Source organism: Candidatus Nanopelagicales bacterium (genome assembly GCA_028687755.1).
GTDB lineage: Bacteria > Actinomycetota > Actinomycetes > S36-B12 > S36-B12 > UBA11398.
In genome coordinates, this window is record JAQTZL010000008.1 from 1 (window position 1) to 14,895 (window position 14,895).

Consider the following 14,895-nt stretch of genomic DNA (forward strand, 5'->3'; position numbering starts at 1 on the left):
TGGCGTGTCGCTGCTGCTTGTATTGGCTCCCAATCGACATCAGATATTGCGGTCGTTCTCGGGAGCCTGTCGGGCGTTGACGGCACGCAAGATCCTTGTCGTTCTGGGTTCGTACCTAATGTGGTCCGCGCTAGTCGTCTATGGCGCGTACCGCCTCGGACTGTGGTCGGTCGAGCTGACGAAGGACACGGTCATCGTCATTGTCTTCGCCGGGCTGCCGCTCGTCTTTGCCGCGGGCAAGTTCGACGGCGGAAAGCAGATCATGCGGAAAGTAGCCACGGAGGTGCTAGGCATCTCGGCGCTGCTAGTCGTCTACCTCAGCCTCGCATTGTTCCCGCTGTGGGCCGAAATTCTGTTGCAATCGCTCCTCCTCATTCTCGTAATGCTTGTGACTGTCGGCGCACGGCAAGCGAGCACGGCGAAGCTGACCGGGTGCCTGAACGCGATAGTCGCCTCCATCACTCTCGGGGTCGCCATCTACGTCGCACTTCAGGTGTATTGGAACTTTGGGTCGTATGACTGGACCGAAGAGGCTCGCACCTTCGCGCTGTCGATTTGGCTGCCGATCGCCCTCATTCCGTTTGTCTACATTTGGGGGTTTCGCATGGCCTGTGAGTTGACCCTGCTCCGCGTGCGATGGCAAGGCGAGGATCGTTCTGTCCCTCGGCGCGTCCAACTTGCGATCGTTCTGGGCTTCCTTGGAAGTCTTCGTTATGCGACCCGATTCAAGCTTCACTGGATCGGAGATCTGGCGAGAGAAACCTCCTTCCGAGGCGCGTGGCGTGCCATGCGCGAATTCCGTCGCGCTGTCCGCGTTAACCGGCGCGCAGAACGTGCACGTAAGGCTCGCCTTGAGCGCTTCGCGGGTGTTGTCGGTCTCGATTCTGCAGGGCTTCAACTCGACCGCAGAGAATTTCACGAGACCAAGGACGGACTTATCGATGTCTACTACACGCAGTCCGGGTACTTCAGCCAGCACCGTCGATACGAGTCCGACGCGGAAGCCATCTTTCGACTGAGCTTGCTCTCCAAGTTGCCTGACGAGCACCAGATCCAGTTTCGAGTTAGCAAGGATCGCAGGACATGGAGAGCCTGGCGTCAGACGCCTGCAGGCTACGTCTTCGCCGTTGGAGGGACGAAGGACATCAACCAGGAATGGCGATTCGATGGTGACGATCCTCCCGAAGACTTTCCGCGTCAGGGGGGCCGGCGGTGGCGAGACATGATGATCGAGGATGAGTCACCAGAGTGGGCCAAGGACGACGCGCCGATTCCAGACGCGTGAGACGCGGCACCCGTCCCCGCTGAGTTCTGTTGGAGCCGGCTTACAGCGGGGATCCCGCCGCCGACGGCAGATCTCATCGGCGTCCGGCAGACTTGTGTCGTGACCGATCCCAACGAAAACACGCTTGCAGCGATGGCCAGCCAGCCGTCGCGGCCCGAGATGTGGAAACTAGCACTCCCGGCTATCCGGGACGTCATACGAGCGATTGAGGACTACCTCGCCGATCCTGGGTGGGTGCCACGACTGAGCGACGGCACTCTGACGTGGTCCAATCGCGGATGGCCCTCCGTTTCCACACCAGTGATTGGCCCACAAGACGGTCGAATCGACTACGCAGCTCTCATCGGAAAGGGCCACAGACCGATCGATGCGACCTCATTTGAGAGTGTTCGGAATTTTGTCGCCTTCGTGCTTGCGGATCCAACTATCTCGCCGCGTCTAAAGCCCGCCATGGATGGAGTCGCTGCGGACACTGTTACGTACTTTGCCGGCAGCCTCGCGAGTGCGTTGCCGATCGACATAGCGACGCACTCCATGACGATCGGGCTGACGGCGGAGGATGACCTTCGTGACCTGTACTGCCAGATCGAGCGCTATTGGCTGGCTCCGACCCTCTCAGTTGACTACGTCGTTCCTTTGGTGCTCACAGCGCTTGACGGTGTGGACCCTATTGAGGTCACGGCGTCAACGCGTTTGGTGAGGATGGACGACGACATGCTTCACGCGCGCGCGATGGCAGGGCAGATGAATGTGCTCGACCCAGTGCCGTCCCCGATAACCGGTGCTGCGACCCACGCGCTAGTGATCGGGACGTTCCAACGGGATAACCAAGGTCCGTTAGAAGCAATGATCTCGCGGCGTAGCCTCGACTTAGACGATGTCCTTAGCGAGGCGGACCTGGCTTGTGAATCGTTGCGCATCCTCGGTGTGAAGGTGGTCGGATACGCAAGTGTCTTCCTGGTCCCGCGCGATTTCTCTTCCGGCTGGCATCGTCGCGGACTTCCAGAGCTATCGCTAGTCAAGACGATGCGACGCTACCCGGAGATTCTCGACAACTATGGCTGGCTTGCCGATATCCCGGCATTCCCAATGAGGTGGCTCGACGGGCTCCCGACGGTCGCGTCCGCGCTGGCACAGGCATCGCCTCGCGTACGGCTGGCCTCGCGACGATTGACACAATCGATGCTCAGATCCGATGAGCTCGACAGACTGCTAGACGCATGCATCGGAATAGAAGCGCTAGTCGGCGGCGACGACAACAACGAGATCACCCATCGGCTCGCGCAGCGAGTCGGGGTTGCCTTGGCGACGTCCCGCACAGCCGACGGTCGCCGTCGGTCGCTTGGTTCGACCGACCTCGACAAGGTGTACGAGACCATGAAGGCGGTCTACTCGGATAGGTCCAAAGTCGTCCACGGCACTACCCATGTACCGAAGACTCGCGACTTCCGTGGCGAACTCATTCCCACACACCTCCTCGCTGGTGACATCCTGCGATACCTACTCATTGAGGCGCTTGACCGCCCCGACGAGATCTCCGGCAAGAAGCTCGACCAACGTCTGCTGCATGGCGCTACACGCGACCTCGCCGAATACTCAACACGCATCAAAGCTTCAGAGGGCACGGTGGCACGCGCAGCAATCAATGCATCCGGTCGAATGGACGAGCCGCCGTTACGACCTCATCCTGATCGCGCTGATCCCCAGGTACCGACCTCACCGCGCTATCCAGACCACGACGGGAACGGTGCCTGATAAGTCGTCACGGGCGAGCGGATCAACGCCGAAGGCTCGCGGCTGGCGACGACCGACACAGGGAGGGGTATATCTTGGGCGGGCTGTGGTGCAGCAACAGAAATCGAATGTGCCAAACGACTCGTAATGCGCAGGTCCGGGGTTCAAATCCCCGAGGCGGCTCCACGCAAAACGGACATTTTTTGTCCCTAATAACCCGCTAATAACCCGGCGTCTTGCGCGATCTTCGCCGAGCCATAGGCCGAGGCGGTGGCTTCATCAGCCGCACGGAACTCGCTGCTCTAGAGGTGTGGGGTAGAGCCAGCGACGCTTGTGCGTCGGGAATGGACCGGCGAAGCCCAGCGCCTGGACCTGACGCTTGCCATCGTCATCGGAAGGCCTATTGCGGCAAGGAGGTACCCCAGCCTCGGGAAGAAGTGGCAATTCGGGGACGTTCTACACGCGCGCCGAAGAGCGTGATCCGCACGCTTCATCCGAGGACGCTCCAGGGTGGCTGAGGAACGAACCCACCTGCAGTCGTTAACATCGGCACGCTTCCATGCGAACCCACTGACGCAAAGAGGAAGATTCAGCGAAATTCCGTTACCACAAAACGCTTGAAAACAAAGGGTTTTTGCGCACCGAGGAAAACAAGGAACCACCCAGATTAATAATCTGGTACTCGTGGGTTCGAGCCCCCTCACGCCCCACTCAGCGAGAGTCGTTGTCCTGCAACGACTCTTGCTTGCGCAGGTTCCCTCCAATTTGCTGGCTAGTGGCTCTCTCATGCCCCCTAAGTGGCACGCTGATGGCGCGGACTCCCTCACGGATTTGGGTCCGGAATATGGGCGTTGGCACGTAGGAGGCACGCTAAGGACGACCAGATTGCGTCCTGCCTCGACCAATTCGGTGAGACCGTGGCCAGGCGGATGTCAGCGTGCGGGACCATGCTTATCCTCGAACTGGACGAATCTTGCCGAAATCGGATGGGTCGAACGTTGCGAGGACAGGTGAAGGGAGAAACGCCGTGGCGTTAGACGAAGGCCAGGTGGCCCGCGTGGTCATCCCGTTCGGCGGCGTCGTACGACACCCCTCAGCAGGGTTGTCGTACATCGTTGAGTCTGGAATCCCCAAGTTCCACGACCTTGAGTTGCGCGACGAAGTCTGGCCGCACTGGATGGCCATGGCGCGCGATTCCTTAGCCAATGCTCTGGCCGCACGGGAAAGGAATCCGGGCTACTCCGTCGAAGGTGAGACCGCCTTCGGTGAGGCCCTGCAACTCGAGATGCGCTCGTCCATGGCAGCCATTTGTAACGCCGCGTTCTCGCTCGAAGCGTTCACGTCCTCGGTCGTTCACTACAATATGGCTGCCGACGTCGAAGTCGAGGGTGCGGCGGCCCGCATTCACCAATCCTTCTGTCGTAGCTTCAGGCTGGACAACACGCAAAGCACCGCCGTTCGCGGGGAGTTGGGGCGGATGTTCGCGTTGCGAAACCGTGCGGTCCACGCACCCGGTAACTTCACACATGTCGGCTATCGAGCGGACTTCCAGGTACACGTGCACCCACGCTTTGTGGACTTCTCGGCACCGGTTGCACAGGTCGTGGTCGATTTCGCCAGCAACCTCGTGAGGCAACTTCTGGAGGTCCCACGTCCGCACTGCTCCGAGCTCGTCGCCTGGAGCGCTGACATGCGGGAGACGCTCAGCAAGGCACGAGAGGCGTCCAACGCGTACTACCCGTTCTGAAGTGGAGGCAGAGGCAAGCGTTGCCACGCCCCAGCAGACGGTTGACGTTAGGCTCACAGTCAACGGGGGGGGGTGTGATGAAGGCTCGAAGTCTGCCGGAGATTGAGGCGGCTCTTGAACAGCTCGTGGATAGATGGAGTCGGTATTCCGGGACCGAGCGCTCCGGGTCGCAAACCTTCCTCAACCAGCTCATCCGTGCTTATACCGGTGCCGAGGATGTCATCGAGGCTGGGGCGACTTTCGAGCAGTTCGGGCCACGCGACGAGGGCGTCGGTTTCATGGACCTCTACTGGCCCGGGGTCACCATCGTCGAGATGAAGGCGCCAAAGGAGTCGGGGCGCCTGGACTCGCACCGTGCTCAGGTCCTGGACTACTGGCGAAATAGCGCTGACCCCGCCACGGGCACGCCTGCGCCGCCGTTCCTCGTGCTATGCAGCATCCGCAGCTTCGAGGTCTGGGAGCCGGGCCGGTTCCCGAATGCTCCGCGCGACGTCTTCACGATCGAGGAACTCCCAAGCCGGGCAGAAGCGCTCCTGTTCCTCGCCGGCAAGACTCCTGTTTACGGTGGGCCCGGGGCAGCTGTCACGCAGGAGGCCGCCCAGCACATGGTCGACCTGTACTTCCAACTGCTCGATCGTGAGGCGGCGCCGGCCGAGGAGCTCAGGCGCTTCATCGTCCAGGCAGTGTGGGTGCTTTTTGCCGAAGACCTCGGACTGGTGCCCGAGCGTGTATTCGCTAACCTCATTGACGCTCTCGCTACGGACTCAACTCGCGACAGCGCCGTCGAGATCACTGACCTGTTCCGTAGGTTCAACCAACCGGACGCTGAGCGACGAGATCGGGGCCGTAGCGTGGCAGTGCCGTACGTGAACGGCGAGTTGTTTGCTGCGACTCCAGAGGTACCGCTCAACCCGGGAGAGTTACGCCACTTGCAGGCCGCGGCCGCTTACGACTGGCGCTGGGTCAACCCGACGGTCTTTGGATCCCTCCTCGAGGGCTGCCTCGGACATGATCATCGATGGGAACTCGGCGCGCACTACACGAACGAGGAGGACATCCTCTCGATTGTCCGTCCGGTCATCGTGCACCCGTGGGCAGCGCGGATCGAGGCTGTCGACGACCCTAAGAAGGCTGTGAAGCTACTGGTCGAACTGACCCAGTTCCATGTACTCGATCCCGCGATGGGCTGCGCCAACTTCCTTGCAATCGCCTACCGCGAGCTGCGCAAGCTCGAGCGACGATTGTCCGACAGGATCTCCGATCTCTACACAGCCGCCGGTATGTTCCCTCCCACGCTTCCTCGCTACCCCCTCCGCAACATCCACGGCATCGAGATCGATCCCTTTGCAGTCGAGATCGCCAAGGCGACCCTGTGGATGACTCATGCACTCATGGCACGCCAGTACGGAGCAGCCGAGGACCCCTTGCCGTTGCAGTCTCTCGACACACTTGACTGCGCCGATAGCCTCAAGATCGAGTGGCCGAAAGTCGACGCGATCATTGGGAACCCGCCTTTCCACGGTGACCGTCGTCTGCGTGAGGTTGTGGGGGACGCGTACATCGACGGGCTCAAGTCCGAGTTCGGTGTCGGCGTGAAGGACCACTGCGTTTACTTCTTCCGCAAGGCGCATACGCACCTTAGCAAGGGTCAACGTGCCGGACTTGTCGCGACGAACACGATCAGTCAGGCCAAGAACCGTGACGCTTCCTTGGTGTGGATCGTCGCAAATGGCGGCACGATCTTCGAGGCCACCAGCACCAAGCCGTGGTCCGGCGACGCAAAGGTGCATGTGTCGATCGTGTGCTGGGAGAAGGGCGTCGTCCCGCCCCCTCCCTACTTACTCGATGGTCGCGAAGTTGAGGGCATCACGCCGTCGTTGACGGCAGGAACAGAGCATCGTGCAGCCGTGAAGCTCGCCGGGAACGCGGGCGTCGGATTCGTTGGGTACTTCCCAAACGGAATGGGGTTCGTCCTTGACGAGGACGAGGCAGCTTCGCTGCTCGGCGGGACCGATGCCGACTATTCGACCGTTGTGTTCCCCTTCATCAATGGCGAGGACATCGTCGATCGGGTTTCGTCCGACCCCAGCCGATGGATCATCGACTTCGGGAGAAGGGCTCTCGAAGAGGCTGGGGCGTTTCCCGCTGCCCTTGACATCGTTCGCGAGAAGGTAAAGCCGTTCCGAGATGGAGTCAGCCGCAAGGCTCACCGCGAACGCTGGTGGCAGTTCGCCGAAACGCGCCCAGGCATGACGGCGGCCCTCGCGCCCCTCACCAGATACGCGCTGGCAGGCCTCACGGGGAAGCGCTGGATCGTCGCGTGGGGTCAGCCAGGGTGGCGCCCGTCGCACGCGCTCGCGGCCTTCGCGTTCGACGACGACTACTCCTTCGGAGTGCTTGCCTCCCGGCCACACGACCTATGGGCGCGCGCCAATGGGTCGACTCTCAAGGGCGACCTGCGATACACGCCGAGCACTTGCTTCGACACGTTCCCGTGGCCGACCAACCCGAACGACGGTAGGCGCGCGACCGTGGCCGAGGCCGCGCGCCGGATCGTGACGGAGCGGAGCGCCGCGTGCCAGTCACTCGGCAAAGGCTTGACCGCTGTTTACAACGCGATGGATGAGGGAGCGTTCGTGAACCTAAAGAAGGCACACGACGACCTCGACCGCGCAGTCCTGGCCTGCTACGGCCTTCCTGCTTCACTAATCAAGGACCGACCTGCCTTGTTGAGTGCCCTGTTCGACCTCAATGAGAAGGCTGCTGCGGACTCCATCTATGACCCTTTCGGAAGGCGAGACTCCGGTGGCCATTCCTGATTTCCAGTCGTTGTTCCGGCCGGTGTTAGAGGCCGTGGCTGATGGTGCGGTGTGGCTGTTGGTGGAGGTCGACACGATCGCCCAGATAGCCGAGAACTGAGGTCGGTTGCTCGGGCGGCGCGGCGCCACTTCTTGGTATCCGGGGCTCCGGTCTGACGCGATTTCAGCCTGATTTCAGATCAAGAAGCCTCCTAAATTCACCCCAAAACGATCCGAAGAATGACTGTTACGAGGTCGTTAACAAGGCCCTCAAGATCCGCAGGCAGAACAACCAACTGCATTGACCCCAACACCTCCCGGGCTGGCATCACAATGCTCCTTCCGGCACCAACGCATCGGGATGCCAGCCCGGGAGGTGTCTGGTCTGTTCTTGTAGGTCGTTGGTGGTTGGTTTTGGAGGCTTGTCATGGACTCTTTGTGGTGGCTGTATTTGTGGATTCTCCTTGGCTTGTCTTTTGCTCTTGTTGTGATTCCGGTGATTTCAGCGTTCTTTGCATCTTTCGCCGGGCGGGAGGTGTAAATGCGATGTACCAAGCACCCCACACCGTTGAGGGGGTATGGCGACCACGTTGGCGCTAGCGAACGGAGGACCACGATGAAGAACGAATTCATGATTGAGACCAAGCGTGCGATGTATCGGTTGCGCAATCTTCAGTACTGCCACGTCAAGATGCGCGAGAAGTCCGATGCACGTCTACGAGTAGCACAGGAGCGCCATGCGCTCGAGATCTCCCGGGCAGAGATGGTCGAAGCCAAGGGGTGGAACGAGCTGATGTCGATTACCGGCATGACGATTCCGACGGCAGCTGCGATCTTGCAGGTCAGCGAATCGACGGTGAGCCGCTGGATTGCGCGCCACGGCAAGGGAGTCGAAGCCACCCCTTCCGCGGATACGTCGGCAGGTGGCGCATGAGTGCCGTGGCATTGACGTCGAGTGTCACGCCACCCGGGCTAATGAGAGCGTTGTTCATCGCCGAGGAAGTTGCCCTCGCCCTGGCAGTTTCGGAAACGCTGGTGCGTCAGCTCACTTTGTCAGGTGAGCTTCCCTGCCGTCGGATAGGGCGACTCGTCCGTTACACCCAGGCTGACCTCGATGCCTTTGTGGACCATTGCGATCAGCGTGGTTACTCGGTGGATTCGAGGACGAGGTGATGTCAGAGGTACAAGCCAGAATTCAAGGAAGGGATCAGGAGAGGATTATCAATGGCTAGGCGCAAAGGAGTGGAGGGATCGGTTCGGGAGATTCCGGCCGGTTCGGGTCCCTGGCAGGCGCGCCTTCCTTCGCGACTGGACGCGTATCGCAGACCGTTGCCGGAGACTTTCGCGAGCGAGTCGATCGCCTGGACGGCACTGCGTGTGGCCATCGTTGACATGGATCGGAACGCGGGCCTTCGCCCATTGGGCAGACCAAGCGGGACGGTGCGCAAAGTTCGCGAGGTGCTCAGCGACTACATCGCAGCACGCCAGAACTCTGCTCTGGCTCCTATAGCGATCCGAACGGTGCGTGACTACCGAAGTGTTCTGGAGAATCACGTTTCCCGGAAGCATGCTGACATTGGCCGAGTCCCGATTCACAAATTGACCGGCCGCGACATCAGGGCGTGGATGGATGACCCCGCCGCCGACGGAGTGAAAGCCGGCACCATTGCAAACGCACGACGGGTGCTTGGCGCGGCTCTGGCATGGGAGGTGCGCGAGGGCCGTTTGGGAGTCAATCCCGCGACTCACGTTCGAGTGGAGACGAGCAAGGCCCGCCGGGCGACGATGCAGACCGTTGATCCGGTATTGCTTCCGTCTTGGGCTGAATTTGCGACGATCGTCGAAACACCGGAATTCGAGCACGACCGACTGCTGCTCGCCCTGATGGGTTGGTGCGGGCTGCGCTGGGGTGAAGCCGTGAGTCTTCACGAGCAGGCGGTGTGGCGGGATCGTCCGCAGATCACAATCGATCGGGTTTTGGTCCGCAGGACGCAGAAGGAAGTTGATGCGCACTCTGGTGTTGGGCTGCACCTGCTCGAAAACAACTACTGGCAGCAGGAGCCGCCGAAAGCTGGCATGACTGCCACTGTCCCGGTACCGCGGCCACTGTGGTTGCGCCTCGTTGCGTTAGCTGACCAACGCTTGCGCGAGACACCGATGCCAATGCCAGCCGGCCGCCTACTTTTTCGACGTCCGATGCTCTCGCCTGGCAATACGCACAGCATTGGCGTGCTCGACAACACCAACTTCCGCCGCGATGTGTGGGTGCCTGCGCGCCTTGCTGCAGGCCTGGTCGGGGATGAGTCTTTACCGGCGCTCGATCCACGGCGTTACCCGATGAAGGTGAAGGACCTGCGCGCCTTTGCTGCCTCGGTACTGCTCGATAGTGGCAGCAGCCTGACCGAGGCGGCGCTCCTACTGCGACATTCGGACAAGCGCACCACTGAGCGGCACTATGCGCGGGCGATGCAAGAACGATCCCATGATCGGGCTCGGCGGGCTGTCCAGATCGACCAGAGTGCGAGCCTGCCCGAGCGGCTTGATGCCCTCTGGGAGGCCTGGGTTGGAGCTTTCCCAACGGTCGTGGCACGTCTCGGGTTGGATGCGGACAACGTCATCGACCTCGGTGCGCGCCGGGGCCGGGCATGAGGGATACGCATGGGTCGGCTGAAGTGGTAATTTTCTAGGGCTGGGCTGGCCGAGAGGCCCTGGTCCACCCTGTAGGCGGGGATATCCCCCGCGTACTGCTACGCGAGCATTTCTCAAATGAGGCGCACCCCATTTCGCGAGCACTCTAGATGAGTCTCGTCGCGGGGTTTACATAATGCGTCGCTCATGCGACTATTTATGTCATGGCGTCAGCGACCGAGACGATGACCAGTTCCGAGGCGGCTCGGCGACTGGGCGTCGGCATGCGGCAGGTCGAGAGACTATTGGCGGCTGGTGACCTCACGCGGGTGGGGACAGTCGGCCGGGCGGCGCTCATCGATGCGGTGTCGGTGCACCGGCTACGCACCCGAGGAGTCCGGCGTGGTCGGCCATGGTCTGCCGCAACGAGTAGCGCAGCCATGGACCTGCTGACCGCCGGGGAGACCGGACGGCTCGGGTCTATCGAACGATCACGCCTGATATCGCGACTGCGCCACATGTCAGCCGAGGATGTGGTGCGGGCGACTCGGGGGCGTGCCAGCGTCCGGCGCTATCGCGCATCCGCCTCGTTCATCGACCGGATCAGGCAGGAGGTGACGCTGACAGGGTCCTCGGCGATCGACGCGGACGGAGCCATCGCCGGGCAGTTTGGACTTGCAGCAGCTCGGCACGATGAGGTTGACGGATACGTCGACCCTGCAACCGCTCAGCAGTGCATTGCCCGTTTTCATCTCGTCGAGGATGCTCGGGGCAACGTGACGTTGAGAGTCGCGGACAACGAACAGGGGGGCAGACGGGTAGCCAGCGCCGTCATCGTTGCCCTAGACCTTGCGGAATCCCTTGACTCGCGCGAGCGCGCAGCTGGGTTGGCGCTGCTGCGAGACCGGTTGGAGTTGCTGCAGTGACCTTGGTGCGCAGGCTCGGGCTTGACGAGCCATACCGGACGGCAGGACAGGACACCCTTCGGATCCTCGCCTCGCCAGCGTGACGATCCCCGAACACATTCCCTCAAACAGACCAATCGGACAGGTTATCCACAGATTGTGCGCTTGTGAAAGGGCAAAAGAAAGGGCAAAAGCGCTTTCCCTGCTAGTTCAGTAGGAATTGCCGAGCACCGAAAGTCGTTGCGCTGCAAGGGATCTTGATGGTGGCCAGGGCCGGGGTCGAACCGGCGACCTTCCGAGTTTCAGTCGGACGCTCGTACCAACTGAGCTACCTGGCCGTGGCTGACGTTCCAGCCGCGATGAATCGGGGTTTCCCCCGAATCGTTGGCGACCCTGACCGGACTTGAACCGGCGACCTCCGCCGTGACAGGGCGGCGCGCTAACCAACTGCGCTACAGGGCCTTAAATGAAGCCGTATCCCCAACGGGATTCGAACCCGTGCCGCCGCCGTGAAAGGGCGGTGTCCTAGGCCACTAGACGATGGGGACCTATATCTCCGTCGACCTTTGTGGATGCCGTTGGTGACCTGAGAACTATAGGGGATGGGTGGCCGGAGGGGTAATTGAGGTCAATTCGGGTGGGCGGCCCGGGTCAGCCGGTCTTTGATCGCGGCCCCAATTCCGCCTATGGGTGGGGCAACCGCCAGCACCTTGGAAAGCTTCAAAGCGTCGGCCTCGCGAAGGGCTGAATAGAGCTGTTGGGCGTACTCCTCGCGGGTGACCGGCGCACACAGGCGCACCATGCCTGCAGGTGTTGGATGTTCGGCCAACGCGATGAGTCCGATGCTTGCGGTGGCGAACACAGGCTCGAGTAGTGCTGCTGCATCAACCAGTTCGACTGTTGCGGTGGGACTGTAATGAGACTCCAAAGTTCCACTTGCGCGAATCTGTGAATCAGTTGTGCAAGGAAGTCCTGTTATCTCTTCCACCTGCTCAACACTGATCGCACCTGGTCGAAGCAATCGCGGATTGTTACCAGTGCAATCAATGATTGTGGATTCAACACCGACAGCACATTCACCACCATCGAGAACAACATCCTCCGCACTCGTGAATTTATTGAGTTCCTCGAGCACGTGCTGCGCAGTTGTAGGACTTACTTTTCCAAAACGATTTGCGCTGGGTGCCGCAATTGCAATGGAAGGATCACCTGTAAGTTCAACAAGAATTCTTTGTACCTCTTGCATTAATGGATGTGCAGAGACTCGAACCGCAACGGAGTTCTGACTGCCCGTGATGAAGTCACCAGCTCGCGGTGAGCGCGGAATAACAAGGGTGAGCGGACCTGGCCAAAAACTCTTCGCTAGTTGATATGCATATTCAGGAATATTTCTTCCCCAGTCATTCATTGCCTCGATCGTTGCAAGATGAGCGATCAGCGGATGGTCGGCTGGACGCCCTTTTGCGGCATAAATCTGAGCGATGGCATGTGGATCATCGGTACGAGCTCCAAGCCCATAGACGGTCTCCGTTGGCACAGCGGCTAGATGCCCAGCGGCCAAGGCAAGTGCTGCCTCTCGGGGACTGGCAACTGCTCGCATGTGCCTATTCAATCTGCTCTTTGTAAGAGGTTTGTCAGGACTCTAGGTTTTCGTGCCCGAACGGGAACGAAATCACTGGTTGGGGTGTCTCATGTCTATATGAGTTCGCCCCACGAAGGAGACCCCGTGTCCACCCCACTTCCACCTTTCACGCCCGCTGAACCGATCGCGACCAGCATTGCTCCGGTCTGGGAACGACCTGCGCCAAAGAAGCGTGGCCGTGGTCCCGCAATTGTTGGCGGGCTATTAGCTACTGCATTAGTTGCAGGCGCGGCAGGTGGTGCCGTGGGATTTGTTGCGGCAAAGCAAACATTGCCGACCTCCGTGGTGGCATCGGCAACTGCTGATTCGAGCTCACCGTCACTACCCGCAGGGAGTTCCATTGCAGATGTTGCTGCTGCTGTGCAGCCTGCCGTGGTTCAACTGAATGTGAGTGGCACTGACGGTGAAGGCACGGGTTCGGGTTTCATTATTAGCAAAGACGGGTACATCATCACCAACAATCACGTTGCAGGTTCTGCGAAAGATGGCGGGATTGATGTGTTGTTCTCCGATGGCACCAAGGCGAAGGGCACCTTGGTGGGTGCCAATGCGGGCTACGACCTTGCAGTCGTCAAGGTAGATAAGCCGGGAGTTAAAACTGTTCCGCTTGGCAAGTCATCAACACTTCGAGTAGGAGACGAAGTCATTGCGCTTGGTTCGCCACTTGGCTTACAAGGAACTGTGACCTCGGGAATTGTCAGTTCACTGAATCGGCCCGTTACCGCAGGAGATGAGTCGTTCATCAACGCGATCCAAACGGATGCGGCAATTAACCCAGGCAACTCCGGCGGACCACTTGTCAATGGCAACGGCGCTGTTGTCGGTGTGAACTCGGCAATCGCCTCGATGGCATCAGGTGAAGCCCAAGCGGGATCTATTGGCCTTGGCTTCTCAATTCCTATCGATACCGCAAAGCGCATTGCGAACGAGATCATCAATACGGGTTCAGCGAAGACTCCAGTGATCGGCGTCCAGCTCGCCATGGACTTTGAAGGTCCAGGTGGAAAGGTTTCGTCGGTTACCTCAGGTGGAGCGGCGCAAAAGGCTGGCATCAAGACCGGTGACATCATCACCAAGGTCAATCGGCAAGTGATTGCTGATGGCACTCAGTTGATCGTGACTGTTCGTTCCTTTGCACCTGGCGATCGAGTACAGCTCACGGTAGATCGCGGCGGGGAAACATTGACCCTTCCACTGAACCTGACGGCCTCGAAGGCATAGACGAAACCACCCTGCGGCAGGCTATGGGCATGAACCCCTTGGCAAACGTGCTCGATCCACTGCGCGATCGCGCTGCCGCAGGGTTTCGTCGCATCGTTTCTGGTGATCCCACTGGGGTTCCAGAATGGGTTGCGCAAATGCGCGAGGGCGAAGGCATCGGCTACTTCGGCCCAGATTCAGCCGCGTGGGCAGTGCATGGTGGGTTACCAACATTGGTCGGTGGGATTCGTGCGCTCTTAATGCAGGCACTACATCCAGCGGCACTCGCTGGAGTGATGCAGCATTCACGTTACGAAGAAGATGCGCTTGGCCGATTAGCAGGCACCACGCAATGGCTCACAGTCGTGACCTTTGGTGACAAAGCACAAGCTGATCGTGAATGCGCACGCGTTCGCGGTATGCATCGTCGAGTCAATGGCGTGTACACGGTCGATGGCGTTGAGTTTCCCTATGACGCAACAGATCCGGATCTCTTGCGGTGGGTGCACATTGCATTTACTGATTCATTTCTTGCAACACACCTAGTGTGGGGCGATCCAATCCCTGGTGGCCCGGACGCTTATGTGCGCGAATGGGCGAAAGCTGGAGAGCTCGTCGGCGTAGAAAACCCTCCGCGCTCAGTCACCGAATTGCGAACGGCGATTGCTGGATATGTATCTCAATTGCGAAGTAGCCGTGAAGCCAAAGAAACCGCAGCGTTTATTCGTAAACCGCCACTTCCGTTTGCCGCACAAGGCCCGTATGCAGCGTTGCTCCTCGGGGCTTTATCAACCATGTCACCACGACACCTCGCAATGCTGGGATTACCTCGGGTCCCGCAAGTAGTCGCTCGCCCTGCAGTGACGGCCATGTTGGGAACGCTCGCATTCGCTCTTGGCCCAACATCCCCTTCCCAACAAGCGGCGATGTCCCGGATTGATAGCAACTCGTAACAT

At 60.1% G+C, this 14,895-nt stretch carries 10 protein-coding genes and 3 tRNA genes; 9 read left to right on the top strand and 4 right to left on the bottom strand.

Features of this window, described 5'->3' with window-relative positions; genetic code table 11:
* The 7 genes from PHN51_09595 to PHN51_09625 form a co-directional block, all read left to right on the top strand.
* The coding region (locus PHN51_09595; protein ID MDD2819030.1) for a hypothetical protein at positions 1-1,285 on the top strand (1,285 nt) is incomplete at its 5' end.
* 99 nt (positions 1,286-1,384) lie between these two features.
* Positions 1,385-3,040, top strand: coding sequence for a HEPN domain-containing protein (locus PHN51_09600; GenBank protein MDD2819031.1), 1,656 nt, complete (start codon positions 1,385-1,387; stop codon positions 3,038-3,040).
* 1,006 nt (positions 3,041-4,046) lie between these two features.
* Positions 4,047-4,766: a hypothetical protein gene (locus tag PHN51_09605; GenBank protein MDD2819032.1), complete on the top strand. Its 720-nt coding sequence runs from the start codon at positions 4,047-4,049 to the stop codon at positions 4,764-4,766.
* A gap of 77 nt (positions 4,767-4,843) precedes the next feature.
* A complete protein-coding gene (locus tag PHN51_09610; GenBank protein ID MDD2819033.1) occupies positions 4,844-7,585 on the top strand; it encodes a hypothetical protein in 2,742 nt (913 codons plus the stop codon).
* Positions 7,586-8,180: 595 nt separating this feature from the next.
* Entirely contained in the window at positions 8,181-8,498 is a 318-nt protein-coding gene (locus PHN51_09615; GenBank protein ID MDD2819034.1) for a helix-turn-helix domain containing protein, read from the top strand.
* Positions 8,499-8,788: 290 nt separating this feature from the next.
* Positions 8,789-10,213 carry a hypothetical protein gene (locus PHN51_09620; GenBank protein MDD2819035.1) on the top strand — a complete coding sequence of 475 codons (1,425 nt, stop codon included), beginning with the start codon at positions 8,789-8,791 and terminating at the stop codon, positions 10,211-10,213.
* A 419-nt stretch (positions 10,214-10,632) separates the two neighbouring features.
* Positions 10,633-11,118: a hypothetical protein gene (locus tag PHN51_09625; protein MDD2819036.1), complete on the top strand. Its 486-nt coding sequence runs from the start codon at positions 10,633-10,635 to the stop codon at positions 11,116-11,118.
* 240 nt (positions 11,119-11,358) lie between these two features.
* On the opposite strand, the gene PHN51_09630 is transcribed toward PHN51_09625, so the two are convergent.
* The 4 genes from PHN51_09630 to PHN51_09645 all read right to left on the bottom strand — a co-directional run bounded on the left by PHN51_09630 (position 11,359) and on the right by PHN51_09645 (position 12,697).
* Positions 11,359-11,435: transfer RNA gene (locus PHN51_09630), tRNA-Phe, on the bottom strand.
* 47 nt (positions 11,436-11,482) lie between these two features.
* Positions 11,483-11,559: transfer RNA gene (locus tag PHN51_09635), tRNA-Asp, on the bottom strand.
* Positions 11,560-11,572: 13 nt separating this feature from the next.
* A tRNA-Glu gene (locus tag PHN51_09640) sits at positions 11,573-11,645 on the bottom strand.
* Positions 11,646-11,725: 80 nt separating this feature from the next.
* Positions 11,726-12,697 carry an L-threonylcarbamoyladenylate synthase gene (locus PHN51_09645; protein MDD2819037.1) on the bottom strand — a complete coding sequence of 324 codons (972 nt, stop codon included), beginning with the start codon at positions 12,695-12,697 and terminating at the stop codon, positions 11,726-11,728.
* Positions 12,698-12,823: 126 nt separating this feature from the next.
* Between PHN51_09645 and PHN51_09650 the strand changes: the two genes are divergently transcribed.
* Both PHN51_09650 and PHN51_09655 read left to right on the top strand, forming a co-directional pair.
* Positions 12,824-13,960 (top strand): trypsin-like peptidase domain-containing protein, encoded by a 1,137-nt coding sequence (locus PHN51_09650; GenBank protein ID MDD2819038.1) that lies wholly within the window; start codon positions 12,824-12,826, stop codon positions 13,958-13,960.
* A gap of 29 nt (positions 13,961-13,989) precedes the next feature.
* On the top strand, positions 13,990-14,892 hold the full coding sequence (locus PHN51_09655; GenBank protein ID MDD2819039.1) for an oxygenase MpaB family protein: 903 nt from the start codon (positions 13,990-13,992) through the stop codon (positions 14,890-14,892).
* Positions 14,893-14,895: the final 3 nt, after the last annotated feature.